Annotated in this window: 11 protein-coding genes; 3 read left to right on the forward strand and 8 right to left on the reverse strand. The window is 65.4% G+C overall.

Annotated elements, in window-relative coordinates; translation table 11 throughout:
* Positions 1 to 8 precede the first annotated feature (8 nt).
* Positions 9 to 611 carry an outer membrane lipoprotein LolB gene (locus ACCD07_RS24780; RefSeq protein ID WP_413448884.1) on the reverse strand — a complete coding sequence of 201 codons (603 nt, stop codon included), beginning with the start codon at positions 609 to 611 and terminating at the stop codon, positions 9 to 11.
* Positions 608 to 2,407 (reverse strand): tetratricopeptide repeat protein, encoded by a 1,800-nt coding sequence (locus ACCD07_RS24785; protein ID WP_413448885.1) that lies wholly within the window; start codon positions 2,405 to 2,407, stop codon positions 608 to 610. Before ACCD07_RS24785 ends, ACCD07_RS24780 begins: the two co-directional genes overlap by 4 nt.
* A gap of 146 nt (positions 2,408 to 2,553) precedes the next feature.
* Between ACCD07_RS24785 and mutM the strand changes: the two genes are divergently transcribed.
* From mutM to mutY, 3 genes are read left to right on the forward strand one after another with little or no spacing between them, the layout of a single operon-like run.
* Complete coding sequence (gene mutM, locus ACCD07_RS24790) at positions 2,554 to 3,387, forward strand: bifunctional DNA-formamidopyrimidine glycosylase/DNA-(apurinic or apyrimidinic site) lyase (RefSeq protein WP_413448886.1); 834 nt, start codon at positions 2,554 to 2,556, stop codon at positions 3,385 to 3,387.
* 11 nt (positions 3,388 to 3,398) lie between these two features.
* Positions 3,399 to 5,327, forward strand: a complete 1,929-nt coding sequence (locus tag ACCD07_RS24795; protein WP_413448894.1) for a dynamin family protein — start codon at positions 3,399 to 3,401, stop codon at positions 5,325 to 5,327.
* Positions 5,328 to 5,339: 12 nt separating this feature from the next.
* The gene (gene mutY, locus ACCD07_RS24800; RefSeq protein ID WP_413448887.1) at positions 5,340 to 6,470 is read left to right on the forward strand and encodes an A/G-specific adenine glycosylase; all 1,131 of its coding nucleotides are present in this window, start codon (positions 5,340 to 5,342) and stop codon (positions 6,468 to 6,470) included.
* Positions 6,471 to 6,474: 4 nt separating this feature from the next.
* On the opposite strand, the gene ACCD07_RS24805 is transcribed toward mutY, so the two are convergent.
* Genes ACCD07_RS24805 through ACCD07_RS24830 form a run of 6 tightly spaced genes read right to left on the reverse strand, consistent with a single transcriptional unit; the run spans position 6,475 to position 14,945 of the window.
* Positions 6,475 to 7,611 (reverse strand): deoxyguanosinetriphosphate triphosphohydrolase, encoded by a 1,137-nt coding sequence (locus tag ACCD07_RS24805; protein ID WP_413448888.1) that lies wholly within the window; start codon positions 7,609 to 7,611, stop codon positions 6,475 to 6,477.
* 14 nt (positions 7,612 to 7,625) lie between these two features.
* The gene (gene aroKB / locus ACCD07_RS24810; RefSeq protein ID WP_353405284.1) at positions 7,626 to 9,269 is read right to left on the reverse strand and encodes a bifunctional shikimate kinase/3-dehydroquinate synthase AroKB; all 1,644 of its coding nucleotides are present in this window, start codon (positions 9,267 to 9,269) and stop codon (positions 7,626 to 7,628) included.
* Between the two features lie 12 nt (positions 9,270 to 9,281).
* On the reverse strand, positions 9,282 to 11,459 hold the full coding sequence (locus tag ACCD07_RS24815) for a beta strand repeat-containing protein (RefSeq protein ID WP_413448889.1): 2,178 nt from the start codon (positions 11,457 to 11,459) through the stop codon (positions 9,282 to 9,284).
* A 47-nt stretch (positions 11,460 to 11,506) separates the two neighbouring features.
* Entirely contained in the window at positions 11,507 to 13,723 is a 2,217-nt protein-coding gene (gene pilQ, locus ACCD07_RS24820; RefSeq protein ID WP_413448890.1) for a type IV pilus secretin PilQ, read from the reverse strand.
* On the reverse strand, positions 13,720 to 14,277 hold the full coding sequence (locus tag ACCD07_RS24825; RefSeq protein ID WP_353405287.1) for a pilus assembly protein PilP: 558 nt from the start codon (positions 14,275 to 14,277) through the stop codon (positions 13,720 to 13,722). Before ACCD07_RS24825 ends, pilQ begins: the two co-directional genes overlap by 4 nt.
* A complete protein-coding gene (locus ACCD07_RS24830; protein WP_176655281.1) occupies positions 14,274 to 14,945 on the reverse strand; it encodes a type 4a pilus biogenesis protein PilO in 672 nt (223 codons plus the stop codon). The genes ACCD07_RS24825 and ACCD07_RS24830 overlap by 4 nt, the downstream gene beginning before the upstream one ends.
* Position 14,946: the final 1 nt, after the last annotated feature.

Raw genomic sequence — 14,946 nt, forward strand, 5'->3', positions numbered from 1 at the left:
CCGGCATTTTACTGTGCGACCGGATCGATGACGATGCGGATCGCCATCTCATCGACCTGCTGGCCCAGCGCGATGCGCGTGACGTCGATGCGCTTCGGCTGCGGGACGGCCGCTGCGTCATCCTGCCATGACACGTAGTCGAGCTTCCAGCCGTCGCGCGTGACGACGCTGTCGTTGGCCGGCGTGGCGACGAAGCGCTTGCCGTCCACGGCGGTGGCGTAGCCTTGCAGCCAGTCGCGCAGGCCCGATACGGGCAAGGTCCAGCCCAGCGTCTGCGTGGTCAGGCTGTCGAGGTCGGGCGCGGTGCGCGCCTCCTTGCCGCTTTGCTTCAAGGTGGCCGACGACGGCGTGACGTTGATGACGGCCACTGTCTGGCCGGTCGGCGAGATCAGGCTGACGTCGGTATTGGCCTTGCTTTGCCGCCAGGTGAACTTGCCGCTCAGCGATTCACGCTTGCCGTCCCGGCTGTAGTTGATGGCGATGCGGCCCGCCAGGTCGATGCTGTCGCGGTACGGCGCGACTGCGGCGCCGGAGCGCGGCGCGGAGGTGGTGGCGCAGCCGGCCAGTGCGCCCAACGCGGCGGCGAATATCAGAGAGGATGGTCGTATCATAGGCTTTGGTTGAGGCGCGCCAGCGTGCTTTTCAGCGCGTCGTTTTTCGGGTCCTTGCTCTGGGCTTCCTGCCACATCTGCTGCGCGCCGTTCTTGTCGCCTTTGACGAACAGCACCTCACCCAGGTGCACGGCGATTTCCGGATCGCTGCGCAGCGCGTAGGCGCGGCGCAGCAAGGCTTCCGCCTCGCTCAGGTTGCCCATGCGGTACTGCACCCAGCCCATGCTGTCCATGATGAAGGGATCGCCCGGCGCCATCTTCATCGCCTTGTCGATCAAGGCGTAGGCTTCCGGCAGGCGCTCGTTGCGCTCGGCCAGCGAGTAGCCCAGCGCGTTGTAGGCGTGCTGGTTGTCGGGCGCGGCGATCATCACCTGGCGCAGCGCTTTTTCCATCAGTTCCAGCTGGCCCAGTTTCTCGGCGATCAGCGCGAAGTCGTACAGCAGGTCGGGATTGTCCGGGTAGCGCTTGACGGCGTTTTCCAGCACGGTGTAGGCGGCACGGTTGTCGCCGGCGTCGCGCAGGATCTGGGCGTCGGCCTGGAACACCTGCGCCTGGTCGGCCGGCTCGGACGGCTTCAGCTCGGCCAGCTGCTTGCGGGCCTCGTCGACATTGCCCTTGCGCGCGGTCAGCGACGCCATCTTCATGCGCGCGGCCAGGAAGATCTTTTCATCGCTGCCGTCGACGCGCTCCAGCCAGTTGTAGGCCGCGTCCAGGTCACCGCGCTGCTCGGCGATCTGCGACAGTATCATCAGCACCTTGGACGGATCGCGCTCATCGCCGGGATGGTCGGCCAGCACGTTGACGAATTGCGTGAAGTATTTCTCGGCCGACGGCACATCGTTGGTCTGCATCGCCATCACGCCCAGCGCGTACAAGGTGGCCAGGTTGTCCGGCTGGTCTTTCAGCAGGGTCAGGAATTCCTTGCGGGCCGGATCGTACTGCTTGGCGTCGACCAGGATGCGGGCGTAGGCGGCGCGCACCTCGCGCGAGTTCGGATATTTTTCCAGGAAGGCGGACAGCGTCTTCATCGCGCTGTCGATGTCGCCGGACACCTGCGCCGTGGTCAGGATCGCCAGTTCCGAATCGGGCTTGATGGCCAGCGCCTTTTCCGCCTCGGTGCGGGCGCGCTCGTTGTCGCCCAGCGCAAACGCGCCCTGCGCCAGGATCAGATGGCTTTCCAGCGTGTCGCCGTAGGGTGCCAGCACGCGCTGTTCGAGCGCGAACGCGGCCGGCTTGTCCTTGGCGCGCAGCAGGAATTGCTGCATCTGGAACATCGCCAGCGGACGGCCAGCCACCGGCGCGGCCTTCAGGCGGTCGGTAAAAATCTGCTCCGCTTCGCTGAGGTCGTCGTTGACGACGGCGAAGCCGAGGAAGTATTGGGTGGCCTCGTCCGAATCCGGCGCCAGGCTGCGCCACAGGCGGATCGCCGCCAGCGCTTCCCCGCCCTGCTTGGCGGCCAGCGCCATTTCGGCGGCGCGGCGCGCCAGGCGCGGGTCGCGGGTCTGCTGCGCCAGCGCCATCATGGTGATGTAGGAACCCTGCCATTTGCCCTGCTTGAATTCCAGTTCGGCCTTGGTGATGCGGAACAGCAGATCGCCGGTCAATTCGGTGTTGGGCAGCGCTTCCTCGGCAGGCGCCGGGGCGGCGGCAACGCCATCCTCGGCCGGCGCGGCGCTGTCCGGCGCGGCCGCAGGGGCCTGGCCGGGTGTCGCGGCGGACTCGGCCTGTTTTTGCGGCGCCACGGCGCACGCCGACAGCAAGGCAGAGAGGGTTACAATGGCGAAAGCGTTTTTCAAGGGAAGATCCTGGCAAGTCGGCAAAAGGTACAGCGTCAGTCGGATTTTACGCCCATCACATCGATTGCGTCTTTTGACTAGTGTAACCAAATATTCCGCCTCAGCCAGACTGTGCCATCTCATAATTTCGACTGCCTGCCTCTCAGATGCCAGAATTACCAGAAGTTGAAGTGACGCGCCGCGGCGTCGCGCCCCATATCGAAGGCCGTACCGTGGAGACGGTGGTGATGCGCCGCGACGGCCTGCGCTGGCCGTTTCCGCCGCAGCTGCGGCAGCTGCTGGCCGGACGGCAGGTGCTGCGGACCGGGCGCCGCGGCAAATACTTGCTGATACATTTCGAGCACGGCACGCTGATCGTCCACCTCGGCATGTCGGGCCACCTGAGGGTGATGGACAGCGGCATCGAGCCGGAAAAACATGATCATTTTGATCTCGTCGTGCAGGCTCCCAAGGGCTTGCAGGTGCTGCGCATGAAGGATCCGCGCCGCTTCGGCGCCGTGCTGTGGCACGACGACGCCGACGGCTTGCTGGAGCATCACGTGCTGCTGCGCGGGCTGGGCGTGGAACCTCTGGAACCGGGCTTCTCCGGCAAATTGCTGTACGATCAGACGCGCCAGCGCAGCGCGGCCGTCAAGCTGGTGCTGCTGGCCGGCGATATCGTTGTCGGCGTAGGCAATATTTATGCTTCGGAAAGCCTGTTCCGCGCCGGCATCAATCCGAAGACGCCGGCCAGGCGCATCAGCCTGGCGCGCTATGAAAAGCTGGCGCAGGCGGTGCGCGAGATCCTGGCCGAGGCCATTGTCCAGGGCGGCAGCACCTTGCGCGATTTTATTAGCGTCAACGGGCAATCCGGGTATTTCCAGCAGACTTATTTCGTCTATGATCGTGCTGGCGTGCCCTGCAAGGTGTGCGCGGCGCCGATACGGCAGATCAAGCAGGGGCAGCGGTCCACGTTCTACTGTGTGAATTGCCAAAAATAAGGGCAGACATGATGGTCAGGGATTTCGAGCAATACAGCGCGTGGCGGCAAGGTGTCGTCACCGCGTTAAAAAATTATCAATCCTGGGTGGCCGAGGCGTCCCTGACCGATGCCGCCACCGACCAGCGCATCATGCGCACGCTGGCGCGGCTGGCCGACGACAAGTTGTCGGTGGCGTTTGTCGCCGAATTCTCGCGCGGCAAATCCGAGCTGATCAACGCCATCTTCTTTGCCGACTACGGCCAGCGCATCCTGCCGTCCGCCGCCGGCCGCACCACCATGTGCCCGACCGAGCTGATGTACGATCCCAGCATGGCGCCGTCGATACGCCTGCTGCCGATCGAGACCCGCGCCGACCACCTGTCCACCAGCGACTACCGCGACCAGCCGGCCGCCTGGACCGTGCTGCCGCTGAACCTGGACGCCGCCGACCAGATGCACGAAGTGTTCAAGCAGGTCAGCATGACGCGCCACGTGCCGGTCGAGGAAGCCAAGCGCTACGGCCTGTACGACGAGGACGATCCCGACATGCCGGTCACCCTGGACGACCAGGGCATGGTCGAGATTTCGCTGTGGCGCCACGCGCTGATCAACTTCCCGCACCCGCTGTTGAAGCAGGGGCTGGTGATCCTCGACACGCCGGGCCTGAACGCCATCGGCACCGAGCCCGAGCTGACGCTGAACCTGATTCCCAACGCGCACGCGGTGCTGTTCATCCTGGCGGCCGACACCGGCGTGACCAAGAGCGACATCGAAGTCTGGCGCAACCACATCGGCGCCGGCGCCGGCCGCCTGGTGGTGCTGAACAAGATCGACAGCATGTGGGACGAGTTGCGCAGCGAAGCCGAGGTCAACGTCGAGATCGAGCGCCAGCAGGCCAACGTCGCCCACGTGCTGGCGCTGGAGCCGCGCCAGGTGTTTCCCGTGTCGGCGCAAAAGGCGCTGGTGGCCAAGATCACGCAGGACCGCGCGCTGCTCGAGCGCAGCCGCCTGCAGACGCTGGAAAGCGCGCTGTTCAACGAGCTGATCCCGGCCAAGAAGGAAATCGTCCGCAAGCAGCTGAGCGAGGAACTGCAGGCGCTCAGCGCGGCTCAGCTGGGCCTGGTCAACGCGCGCGCGCGCGGCATCGTCGACCAATTGCACGAGCTGAAGAGCTTGCGCGGCAAAAACCAGAGCGTGATCGCGCACATGATGCGCCGCATCGACGTCGAGAAAAAGGAATTCGACGCCAGCCTGTTCAAGCTGCAGGCCACGCGCGCCGTGTTCACGCGCCTGTCCACCGAGCTGTACACCAGCATGGGCATGGACATCGTGCGCGACGACATCGACCAGGTGCGCGAGGAAATGCAGCGCAGCCGCTTCTTCACCGGCGTGCGCGAGGCCGTGCGCAACTACTTCGAGCGCATCCGCGCCAACCTCGACGCGGCCGAGAGCAAGACCGTGGAGATCGCCGAGATGATGGGCGTGATGTACCGCCGCTTCTCCAACGAGCACGGGCTGACGCTGGCGCTGCCGATGCCGTTTTCGCTGGAGCGCTACCGCGAGGAGATCGTCGCCATCGAGGCGATCTATTACAAGCAGTTCGGCACGGCGACCCTGCTGACCACCAGCCGGGTGGTGCTGATGGAGAAGTTTTTCGACACCATCGCCTCGCGCGTACGCGGCTGCTTCAAGTCGGCCAACAACGACGCCGAGGCGTGGCTGAAGGTGATCATGGCGCCGCTGGAGGCGCAGATCCGCCAGCACAAGGACCAGTTGAAGCATAGGCTGGCGTCGATCCAGCGCATCCACGATGCGACCGACAGCCTGGAGCAGAAAATCGACGCGTTTGAAAGCAGCCAGCAGGAGCTGGACGCGCAGAAGGCGCGGCTCAATGAATTGGCGGGCAATATCAGCATCGCCATCAATGCGGAATTCGTGGCGCTGGACGCCGCGGCTTAATCTAGGAAAAGAATGAAGGTTGTAGCAGTGGAGAATTTTGCGGATCCCAGCTTTTCGGCGGATCTGATCGGCTGGCAAAAAGTGCATGGACGCCATGTGCTGCCCTGGCAAAACACGCGCGACGCGTATCTGATCTGGCTGTCGGAAATCATGCTGCAGCAGACGCAGGTGTCGGCGGTGCTGGGCTATTACGCGCGCTTCCTGGAGCGCTTCCCCACCTTGCGCGACTTGGCGGCGGCGCCGGTCGAGGATGTGATGGCGCAGTGGAGCGGCCTGGGCTACTACACGCGGGCGCGCAACCTGCACAAGTGCGCGCAGCGCGTGGTGGCCGAATACGGCGGCGTGTTCCCGTCCGATCCGGCCCTGCTGGCGGAGTTGCCCGGCATAGGCCGCTCGACGGCGGCGGCAATCTCGGCGTTTTCCAGCGGCACGCGGGCGGCCATCATGGACGGCAACGTCAAGCGCGTGTTTGCCCGTGTGTTCGGCATCGACAGCTATCCCGGCGAGCGCAAGACCGAGGAAATGATGTGGCGCCGCGCCGAGGCGCTGTTGCCGGAGCAAGGCATCGAATCGTACACGCAGGGCCTGATGGACATGGGCGCCACCCTGTGCACGCGCAGCAGCCCGTCGTGCGAACGCTGCCCGATGCAGCCGCGCTGCGTGGCCTACGCCAGCAACCGCACCAAGGACCTGCCGGTGCGCAAGCCGAAGAAAAGCAGCCCGGAAAAACATGCGGTGATGCTGGCGATTATCGACGGCGGCCAGGTGCTGCTGGAACAGCGTCCGCCAAGCGGCATCTGGGGCGGCTTGCTGTCGCTGCCGGAACTGGACGGCCACTTGCTGGCCGAGGACGACGACGTGCCGGCGGCCGATGACGATGCGCTGATGTCAGCGGTGGGCAAGTTCGGCGAGATGGAGTCGCATGAGCGGCTGTCGACGGTGACGCATGTGTTCACGCATTACAAGCTGCACATCGCGCCCTACCGTGTGACCCTGGCGCGGCGGCTGGCGATGGCCGCCGAGTCTGGCCACGTCTGGTACGACGCCGCTCGCATCGCCGACGCCCCGCTGCCGGCGCCGATCAAGAAACTGCTGTTGGAATTGGTGGGCGACAGCAAGGCCGCGCAGCAGAGGATGTTTTAACAGCTCAAAGTTCGTCGAGCGAGAACAGGCGGCGGTGTTCGCGGATGGCGTAGCGGTCGGTCATGCCGGCGATGTAGTCGGCGATCTTGCGCGCCTGCTTGCCGACGTCGCCCGACTTGTCCTGGTAGTCCGGCGGCAGCAGCACCGGCTCGGCCATGAAGGCGCCGTACAGCTCGCGCACGATGCGGCTGGCTTTCACGCGCATGCGGTTGACCTTGTAATGGCGGTACAGGTTCTCGCGCAGGAAGCGCTTGAGCTCGGTCGCATCCTTGCGCATGGCATCGGAAAAGCGTATCAGCGGCGGCGCCGCGCGCACCTCGTCTATGCTCTTCGGCGCGGCGTCGGCCAGCAAGGCGCTGGAGGTGACGATCAGGTCGTCCGCCAGCGCGGTGATCAGGCGGCGCAGGGTTTCGTAGATCGCGCGGCGGCCGGACAGGCCCGGGAACGTCTGCTGCACGTCGTGCCACAGCCGGGCAAAGAATTCCACCTGCTCCAGCTGCTCGATGGTGATCAGGCCGGAGCGCAGGCCGTCGTCGATGTCGTGGCTGTTGTAGGCGATCTCGTCGGCCAGATTGGTCAGCTGCGCCTCCAGCGACGGCTGCGTGCGGTCGATGAAGCGCTGGGCGACCGGCCCCAGCAGGCGCGCATTGTTCAGCGAGCAGTGCTTGAGGATGCCCTCGCGGGTTTCGAACATCAGGTTCAGGCCGTCGTACGCGCCGTAATGCTCTTCCAGCTCGTCCACCACCCGCAGGCTTTGCAGGTTGTGCTCGAAGCCGCCATGGTCCTTCATGCATTCGTTCAGCACGTCCTGGCCCACGTGGCCGAACGGCGTATGGCCCAGGTCGTGCGCCAGCGAAATGGCTTCCACCAGGTCCTCGTTCAGCCGCAGGTTGCGCGCCAGCGAACGGCCGACCTGCGCGACCTCCAGGCTGTGCGTCAGCCGGGTGCGGAACAGGTCGCCTTCGTGGTTGAGGAACACCTGGGTCTTGTATTCCAGCCGGCGGAAGGCCGACGAATGGATGATGCGGTCGCGGTCGCGCTGGAACTGGCTGCGCGAGGCGTGCGCCGTTTCAGGAAAGCGGCGCCCCGCTCCGCCCGCCGAATGGGCCGCGTAAGGGGCGAGGAATTCGTCGGGCAGCATGGCGGGGGATCCGATCAAACGCAGGCTGCCAGCGTGGCCAGCAGCAGTTCCCGCGGCGCGTTGGTGATGCTGGGCGCGCCCAGCGGCTTGAGCAGGATGAACTTGATGGCGCCGCCCTCGTTCTTCTTGTCGACTTCCATCAGCTCCAGCCAGCGCTCGGCGCCCAGGTCCGGCGCCTTGACCGGCAGGCCGGCCGCCGCCACCAGCGCGCGCATGCGCGCCACGGTGGCTGCGTCGACCAGGCCCATGCGATGGGACAGGTCGGCCGCCATCACCATGCCGCAGCCGACGGCTTCGCCGTGCAGCCAGGCGCCGTAGCCCAGGCCGTTCTCGATCGCGTGGCCGAAGGTGTGGCCGAAGTTCAGGATGGCGCGCAGCCCGCCTTCGCGCTCGTCCTGGCGCACCACGTCGGCCTTGATCTCGCAGGAGCGGGCGATGGCGTAGGCCAGCGCGCCCTTGTCGCGCGCCATCAGCCTGGCCATGTTGGCTTCGATCCAGTCGAAGAAGGCGGCGTCGATGATGGCGCCGTGCTTGATCACCTCGGCCAGGCCGGCCGACAGCTCGCGCGCCGGCAGGGTTTCCAGGGTCGACGTATCGGCGATCACCGCGCGCGGCTGGTAGAACGCGCCTATCATGTTCTTGCCCAGCGGGTGGTTGATGCCGGTCTTGCCGCCCACCGAGGAATCGACCTGCGACAGCAGGGTGGTCGGCACCTGGATGAAATCGATGCCGCGCATGTAGCTGGCGGCCGCGTAGCCGGTCAGGTCGCCGATGACGCCGCCGCCCAGCGCGATCAGCGTGGTCTTGCGGTCGGCCTTGTTGGCCAGCAGCGTGTCGAAGATCTGCATCAGGCTGGACCAGTTCTTGAACTCTTCGCCGTCCGGCAGCACGATGGACATCACGTCCTTGCCGGCGCCGCGCAGGCCCGCCTCGACGCGCGCCAGGTACAGCGGCGCGATGGTGGTGTTGGTGATGATGGCGACCTTGCCGCCGTTGACGTGACGCGCCAGCAGCGCGCCGTCGTTGAGCAGCGCGGGGCCGATGGAGATGGGATAGCTGCGCTCGCCCAGCTCGACATTTAACAGGATGGTGGATTCTTCGTTCATCGATGGTTCGGCTTGTGTGACGCAGTTGGGCGAGGCCTCGCAGGCCCTCGTTTCCAGCTGGGTCAAAATGGTTTGGACCATCGATTGTACGTTAGGTCGGCCGGTATCGATTACTACATCGGCAATTTCCATGTACAAAGGATCACGCACGGCCATCAATTCTTCGAGTTTTTTGCGCGGATCGGCCGTTTGCAGCAGCGGCCGGTTCTTGTCGTGCGCGGTGCGCTGCAGGATGCTGTGGACGGTGGCGCGCAGGTAAATCACGGTGCCGCGCGACTTGAGGAAGGCGCGGCTGTCGGCGTTGAGGATGGCGCCGCCGCCGGTGGCCAGCACCAGGTCCTGCTGCCCGGTCAGCTCGCGGATGACGTCCGCCTCGCGCCGGCGGAAACTCTGCTCCCCTTCAATTTCGAAGATCCACGGGATCGAGGCGCCGGTGCGGGCTTCGATCTCGTGGTCTGAATCGATGAAACGCAATCCCAGCTTGCGGGCCAGGATGCGGCCGATGGTGGTTTTTCCTGCCCCCATCAGGCCGACTAGAAACACATTAGGCATGAAAAATCCGGGTTAATTCGGGGTAGTACATGAGGTTGAGGTCCCATAGGGGCTGGTGATGCCTGGCGGCGATATGGCCTGGATCGCATAATCGGCCGACAAACCCGGCAAGTGTACCAGACCGACGTAGCCTGGCTCGGTGCCGCTGGCCTGGCCTCGTACCGTCAGGTTGACATCGAGCCAATAGGCGCGGTCCTTCGGATACACCAGCGAGACCACGGCCCGCCCTTGGGCATCGGTGGTGACGTTGGTGGTGACCGAGACCGGTATGCCGGGATCGAGCACGCCGTTGCCGTTGGTATCCTCGCCGCTGTCGAGGATACCGTCATGGTTGCCATCCTCATTGGCGCACTGGGCGCTGCGCACAGGCGACCATGGCCCCAACGGCACCGTGTACTGCATGACGCCCTTGTAGTACGAGGTCGGCAGCACTGAAGCGGTCAGTTTGACGCTGGGCACGGCGTTGCCGGCGGCGTCGGTCACCACAACGGCGTAGTCGAGCTGGTACAGCGCGCTGGATGGCACGGACACCGTATTGCCGGTGCCCGCGCTGATGAACAGCGATTTCTGCGCCACCGTCAGGCTGGCCACCGCGCTGGCGCCGGAACCGCCAATGATGCTGGCCCGAATCTGCACGCCATCCTTGGCCGACGGATTGGTGCCGGCGATGAAGCTGACCGTGGCGGCGCCATCGGCGCCAGTGATCACCAATGCAGGCTGGGTCAGCGTGCCGCCGCTCGGGTCGGTCGCGATGGAGAACGCTACCTGCGCGTTCTTGACCACGTTGTTCTGCGCGGTGCCGTCGCGCACCACAGCGCGCAAGGTGGTCTGCTGCGTGGTGCTGCCGGACGTGTTGACTCCTATAACTGCTGGATCGGCTTGCACGCTGATGGTGGCGATGCCGGTCAGCGGCGCGATGAATTCCAGGTCGGTCTGCGTGGTCAGGCTGCTGGCGGTGGCCGTAATGGTGGCCACGCCCGGACCGCTGGCGTTGACATACGCGGTGGCGGCGCCGCTTGCCAGCGGCAGCGTGCCGACCAGCTGCGAGGTACAAGCCGAATTGGCGTAGACCACACCGCGCGAGCTGCTGATGGTGACGTTGCCGCTCGGGCCACCGGTCACGGCGACCTGCTGGCAGCCGCCGATGAACGCCGAGGTGATGACGTTGCCACCGGCATCGAGCACCTTGACACCGAAGGTCGAGGAATTGATCGCGATGCCGGCCGTGGTGGTTTCGCCGGCCGCCTTGACGGTGATCACGTCGGCCGTGCCGCCGCTGGCGGCATAGGTCAGCACCAGCTGGCCGGCCGAATTGGTGACGGCCGAGCCGCCGCCCTTGACGGTCAGCGAGTTGGCGTTGGAACCATACACCACTGGCTTGCCGGCCAAGGCATTGCCGGCAGAATCGACCAGCTTGACGGTGACGTCGGCGCTGGCACCCACGTTGATGGTCGGCTGGGCGTTGATGGTCAGCTTGTTGCCGGCGACGTTGACGACGGTGGTGACCGGCGTGGCACCGGGAACGGTGGCGGTGATCTTGATCGCGCGCGAGGTCGAATCGCCGCCGGTGCCCAGTTTCTCTGTCACCAGGCCTTGGGCGTTGGAGACCCGATTGGTCAGCGACAGGCTGCCCGAATCGACCTTCAGGTCGACGGTCACGCCCGGCATCACGGTGTTGTTGGAGTCGCGCACCAGCGCCACCACGTTGACTTCGTTGCCGGCCGTGCCGGCCGAGGCCAGCGTGCCCGAGTCGGTGGTCAGCGACAGCGTCGGCACGGCGTTGATCACGTCGATCTTGATGTCGGTCGATTTGACGCTGCCGACACTGGCGCTGAGGGTGATGGTGCGCAGCGAGGTGTCGCCCTTGACGCTGAGTTTTTCAACCACCTTGCCGGAACTGTCGGTCACACGGTTGGTGCTGCTGACGGTGCCCGAGCTGGCGTTGAAGCTCACGGTCTCGTTGGCCAGTGCGTTGCCGCCGCTGTCCTTGACGATGGCCGTCAGCGTCACCTCGGTCCCGTCCAGACCCGACGAGGCGATGGTGGCGGCGCTGGACGTCAGCACCACGGTGGCGACCTTGGAAGGCGTCACCCCGTTGCTGTTGGTGCCAGGCGATCCGCCGCCGCCGCCGCAAGCGGCCAGCAGGCTGGAACAGGCCAGCGCGGCCAGCCATCCGGTAATTTTTTTCATGGTGCTTCTTTCCATAGTGGTCATAGAGTTACCTGCGATTCAGTTGCTTAGCGCGTCGACAGCCGATCGGCGACGATCTTCGGCGTGATAAAGACCAGCAATTCTGTCTTGTCGTTGGTGCGGCTGTTGCTGCGGAACAGGTAGCCCAGCACCGGCACGTCGCCCAGCAGCGGCACCTTGTCGGTGGTGTTGCGCTCGGTCTGCTGGTAGATCCCGCCCAGCACCACGGTGCCGCCGTTCTCCACCATGACCTGGGTCTTGACGTGTTTGGTGTCGATGGCGAAACCGGCCCGGGTTTCCTGGCCGACGCTGTCCTTGTTGACGTCGACGTCGATGACGACGTTGCCGTCCGGCGTGATCTGCGGCGTCACTTCCAGCCGCAGGTTGGCCTTGCGGAACACGATCGAGGTGGCGCCGCTGCTGGTGGCCACCTGGTAGGGCAGTTCGATGCCCTGCTCGATCAGCGCGATGGCCTTGTCGGCCGTGATCACGCGCGGGCTGGAGATGATCTTGCCGGTGCCGTCCGCTTCCAGCGCCGACAGTTCCAGGTTCAGGAAGCGGTTGGCGGCCGACGAGAACAGGCTGACCGCCAGGCTGCCGGCGTTGGCGCCGTTGATCGATGCCGCCGGCAGGTTGATGAACTGGGTGTTGTTGTAGCTGTTGTCGGTGACCTTGACCTGGCCGGTGGCTTCGCCGACGCCGGTCAGGTTGCCGCCGATGCCGATGCGGGTGTTGCCGTTGCCGATCTGGTAGCCGGCGTCGCCGCCGCGTATCGTGCGCATGTCGGCAAAGCCCAGCTTGGCGCCGAGGTTGCGGGTGAAGGTGTCGCTGGCCTCGACGATGCGCGCCTCGATCAGCACCTGCTTGGAGGCGATGTCGGTCTTGGCGATCAGCTTGCGGATATCGTCAAGCTTGGACGGGATGTCGGTGACAAACAGCTGGTTGGTGCGCGGTTCGATGATGGCGCTGCCGCGCTTGGACAGGATGCGGTTCTTGCCGTCGGCGCCGCCGCCCTCGAGGCCGAACACGGTCTTGAAGGCGTCGGCCTTCTGGTAGTTCAGCTGGAAGATCTCGGACTTCAGCGGTTCAAGGTCGGCGATCTGGGCGCGCTGCTCCAGCTCCAGCTTTTCCTTGGTCAGCAATTCCTCTTTCGGCGCGATCCACAGCACCGAGCCGTTCTTGCGCATGTCCAGGCCCTTGGCCTGCAGCACCACGTCCAGCGCCTGGTCCCACGGCACTTCCTTCAGGCGCAAGGTCAGGTTGCCGCTGACGCTGTCGCTGGTGATGATGTTCAGTCCGGAAATGTCGGCGATCGCCTGCAGCGCCGCCCGCACTTCGACGTTCTGGAAATTGAACGACAGCTTCTCGCCGCGGTAGCCCTGGGTGCCCTGGGTCAGCTTGTTCGGGTCTTCCTTGATCGGCTTGACGTCGATCACCAGCTGGGTGTCGCTCTGGTAGACGGTCTGTTCCCACAGGCCGCGCGCCTCGATCGTCATGCGCGTGTTGTCGCCCTGCGGCACGGTGGTGACCAGCGACACCGGGGTGCCGAAGTCGCCCACGTCGAGCCGGCGGCGCAGGCTCTCCGGCACGCCCGTCTTGAGGAAGTCGACCACCACGCCGTTCGGCGTCTGGCGCACGTCGACCGCCACCTGGCTGTTGGGCAGGTCGACCACGACCCGGCCTTCGCCGTTGGCGCCGCGGCGGAAATCCATGTCGCGCAGCAGTTGACGGCCGGCCGGCGCCGACGTTGCGGCGGCGACCGGCAGGCCGCGCGAGTCGACCGCCGTGGCCAGGCCGCCGGAACCGTCGATGGTCAGGATCACCGAGTTGCCGTCGATGGCGGTGGCATAGTTCAGGCTGCGCTTCAGGTTGAACACCAGGCGCGAGCGCTCGCCGGCCTGCACCACGTTGACGCTGCGCAGGTCGCCCAGCGCCAGGTCTTGCGCGCTCTTGCCGGTGCCGTTGGAGGTGGCGCCGAAGTCCAGCGCGATGCGCGGCGGATTGGTGATGGCGAAGCCGATCGGCAGCTTGTCCGGCGCGTTCTTCAGCGCGATCTTGACGATGACGTTGGCGCCCTGCTGGTTGGCGCTGATCGATTCGATGGCGTTGCCGGCCGCAGCGGGCGTGGCGGCGGCTGTTTGAGCGTGGGCGGTGCCGGCCAGCTGGCTGGCCAGCGCCAGCGCCATCAAGGCGCACGTCAAGGCCCGCGCAGGCGCCCGGGTGGCGGCCGCCAGTGCGCGCCGGGGCATGTTGTGAGCGGTCATTTGGTGTTCTCCTTGCTTTCCTGCAGTTCCAACTTCGACATGCGTTCGACCCAGTCGCCGGTCGCATCCTGTACGATTTCCTTGATGCTGACAGCGTCATCGCCGATGCTGGTGATGAGGCCGAAATTCTGGCCTATGTGCTGGCCCACGACCACATGGTGCACCGAGCGGTCGATCTGCAGCACCGCGTAGAACACGCCGCGCTGCTGCATGGTGCCGACCATCTTGATGGTGTCGAGCGGATAGCTCTCCAGCAGTTCCTTGCGCCGGTCCATGTCGGGCCGGATGCCGCTGCCGCCCTTGGCCGAGGCCTTGGCCAGCTCGGCCAGCAGCTTGTTCGGGTTGAAGGGGTCGACCGCGTCGTTCGGCACGTAGGCGAAGGGGATGAAGGTCTTCGGCTCGGCCAGTGGCGGCACCGCCACCTTGGCCTGCGAGTCGACCTGCTTCATCCAGGTGCGCACTTCCTGCACGTCGCTGTCGCCGCAGCCGGACAGCAGCAGAAGCGGTAATAGAAGCGGCAACAACGGCGCCATGGGCGGGATCAGGATCTTCATGATTTTTTCGCCGCCTTCTTCTTGTCGGCAGCGGCCTTGCGCTGGGCGCTGACCTCTTCCGGATCCAGGTAGCGGAAGGTCTTGGCCACCGCCTCCAGGGTCAGTACGCCGTCCTTGCCGGTGTTCAAGGTCATGTTGTTGAGCGTGACGATGCGCGGCAGGTTGGCCATGTCGCCGGCGAAGGCGCCGATGTCGTGGTAGCTGCCGGTGACGCGGATGTCGATCGGCAGTTCGGCGTAGTAATCCTTGACCACCACCTGCGCCGGCTTGAACAGCTCGAACTGCAGGCCGCGGCCGGAACCGGCCTGGTTGATGTCGGTCAGCAGCGCGGCCATCTCGGCCTTGCTCGGCAGCTGCTTCTGCAGGCGGTCGACATACTGGTCGACCTGGACTTTCTGCGCCCGCAGCGCCTCCAGGTTGACCGCCTGCGCGGTCTTGATCTTGTATTCGTCGCGCAGTTTCAGTTCCGCCTGGGCACCGGCGTCCTGCTCCTCGAACTGCGACTGCCAGTAGAAGAAATAACCCAGGCCGACCACCACCGCCATCACGCCGATGCTGCACAGCACGCGCGGCGCGACCGGCCATTGGCCCGGGTGGCGGTCGCCGAGGTTGCGGAACTGGTCGGCCAGCTGGGCCGCCATCAGGTTCAAATTGAGATTCTTTGCCATG

The sequence above is a fragment of the Duganella sp. Dugasp56 genome (assembly GCF_047304105.1).
Taxonomy (GTDB): Bacteria; Pseudomonadota; Gammaproteobacteria; order Burkholderiales; family Burkholderiaceae_D; genus Rugamonas; species Rugamonas hordei.

What these genes read in the sequence shown, in the direction of transcription:
- ACCD07_RS24780 (WP_413448884.1), bottom strand. Translation starts at nt 611, where the DNA reads ATGATACGACCATCCTCTCTGATATTCGCCGCCGCGTTGGGCGCACTG.
- mutM (WP_413448886.1), top strand. Translation starts at nt 2,554, where the DNA reads ATGCCAGAATTACCAGAAGTTGAAGTGACGCGCCGCGGCGTCGCGCCC.
- ACCD07_RS24795 (WP_413448894.1), top strand. Translation starts at nt 3,399, where the DNA reads ATGGTCAGGGATTTCGAGCAATACAGCGCGTGGCGGCAAGGTGTCGTC.
- mutY (WP_413448887.1), top strand. Translation starts at nt 5,340, where the DNA reads ATGAAGGTTGTAGCAGTGGAGAATTTTGCGGATCCCAGCTTTTCGGCG.
- ACCD07_RS24805 (WP_413448888.1), bottom strand. Translation starts at nt 7,611, where the DNA reads ATGCTGCCCGACGAATTCCTCGCCCCTTACGCGGCCCATTCGGCGGGC.
- aroKB (WP_353405284.1), bottom strand. Translation starts at nt 9,269, where the DNA reads ATGCCTAATGTGTTTCTAGTCGGCCTGATGGGGGCAGGAAAAACCACC.
- ACCD07_RS24815 (WP_413448889.1), bottom strand. Translation starts at nt 11,459, where the DNA reads ATGAAAAAAATTACCGGATGGCTGGCCGCGCTGGCCTGTTCCAGCCTG.
- pilQ (WP_413448890.1), bottom strand. Translation starts at nt 13,723, where the DNA reads ATGACCGCTCACAACATGCCCCGGCGCGCACTGGCGGCCGCCACCCGG.
- ACCD07_RS24825 (WP_353405287.1), bottom strand. Translation starts at nt 14,277, where the DNA reads ATGAAGATCCTGATCCCGCCCATGGCGCCGTTGTTGCCGCTTCTATTA.
- ACCD07_RS24830 (WP_176655281.1), bottom strand. Translation starts at nt 14,945, where the DNA reads ATGGCAAAGAATCTCAATTTGAACCTGATGGCGGCCCAGCTGGCCGAC.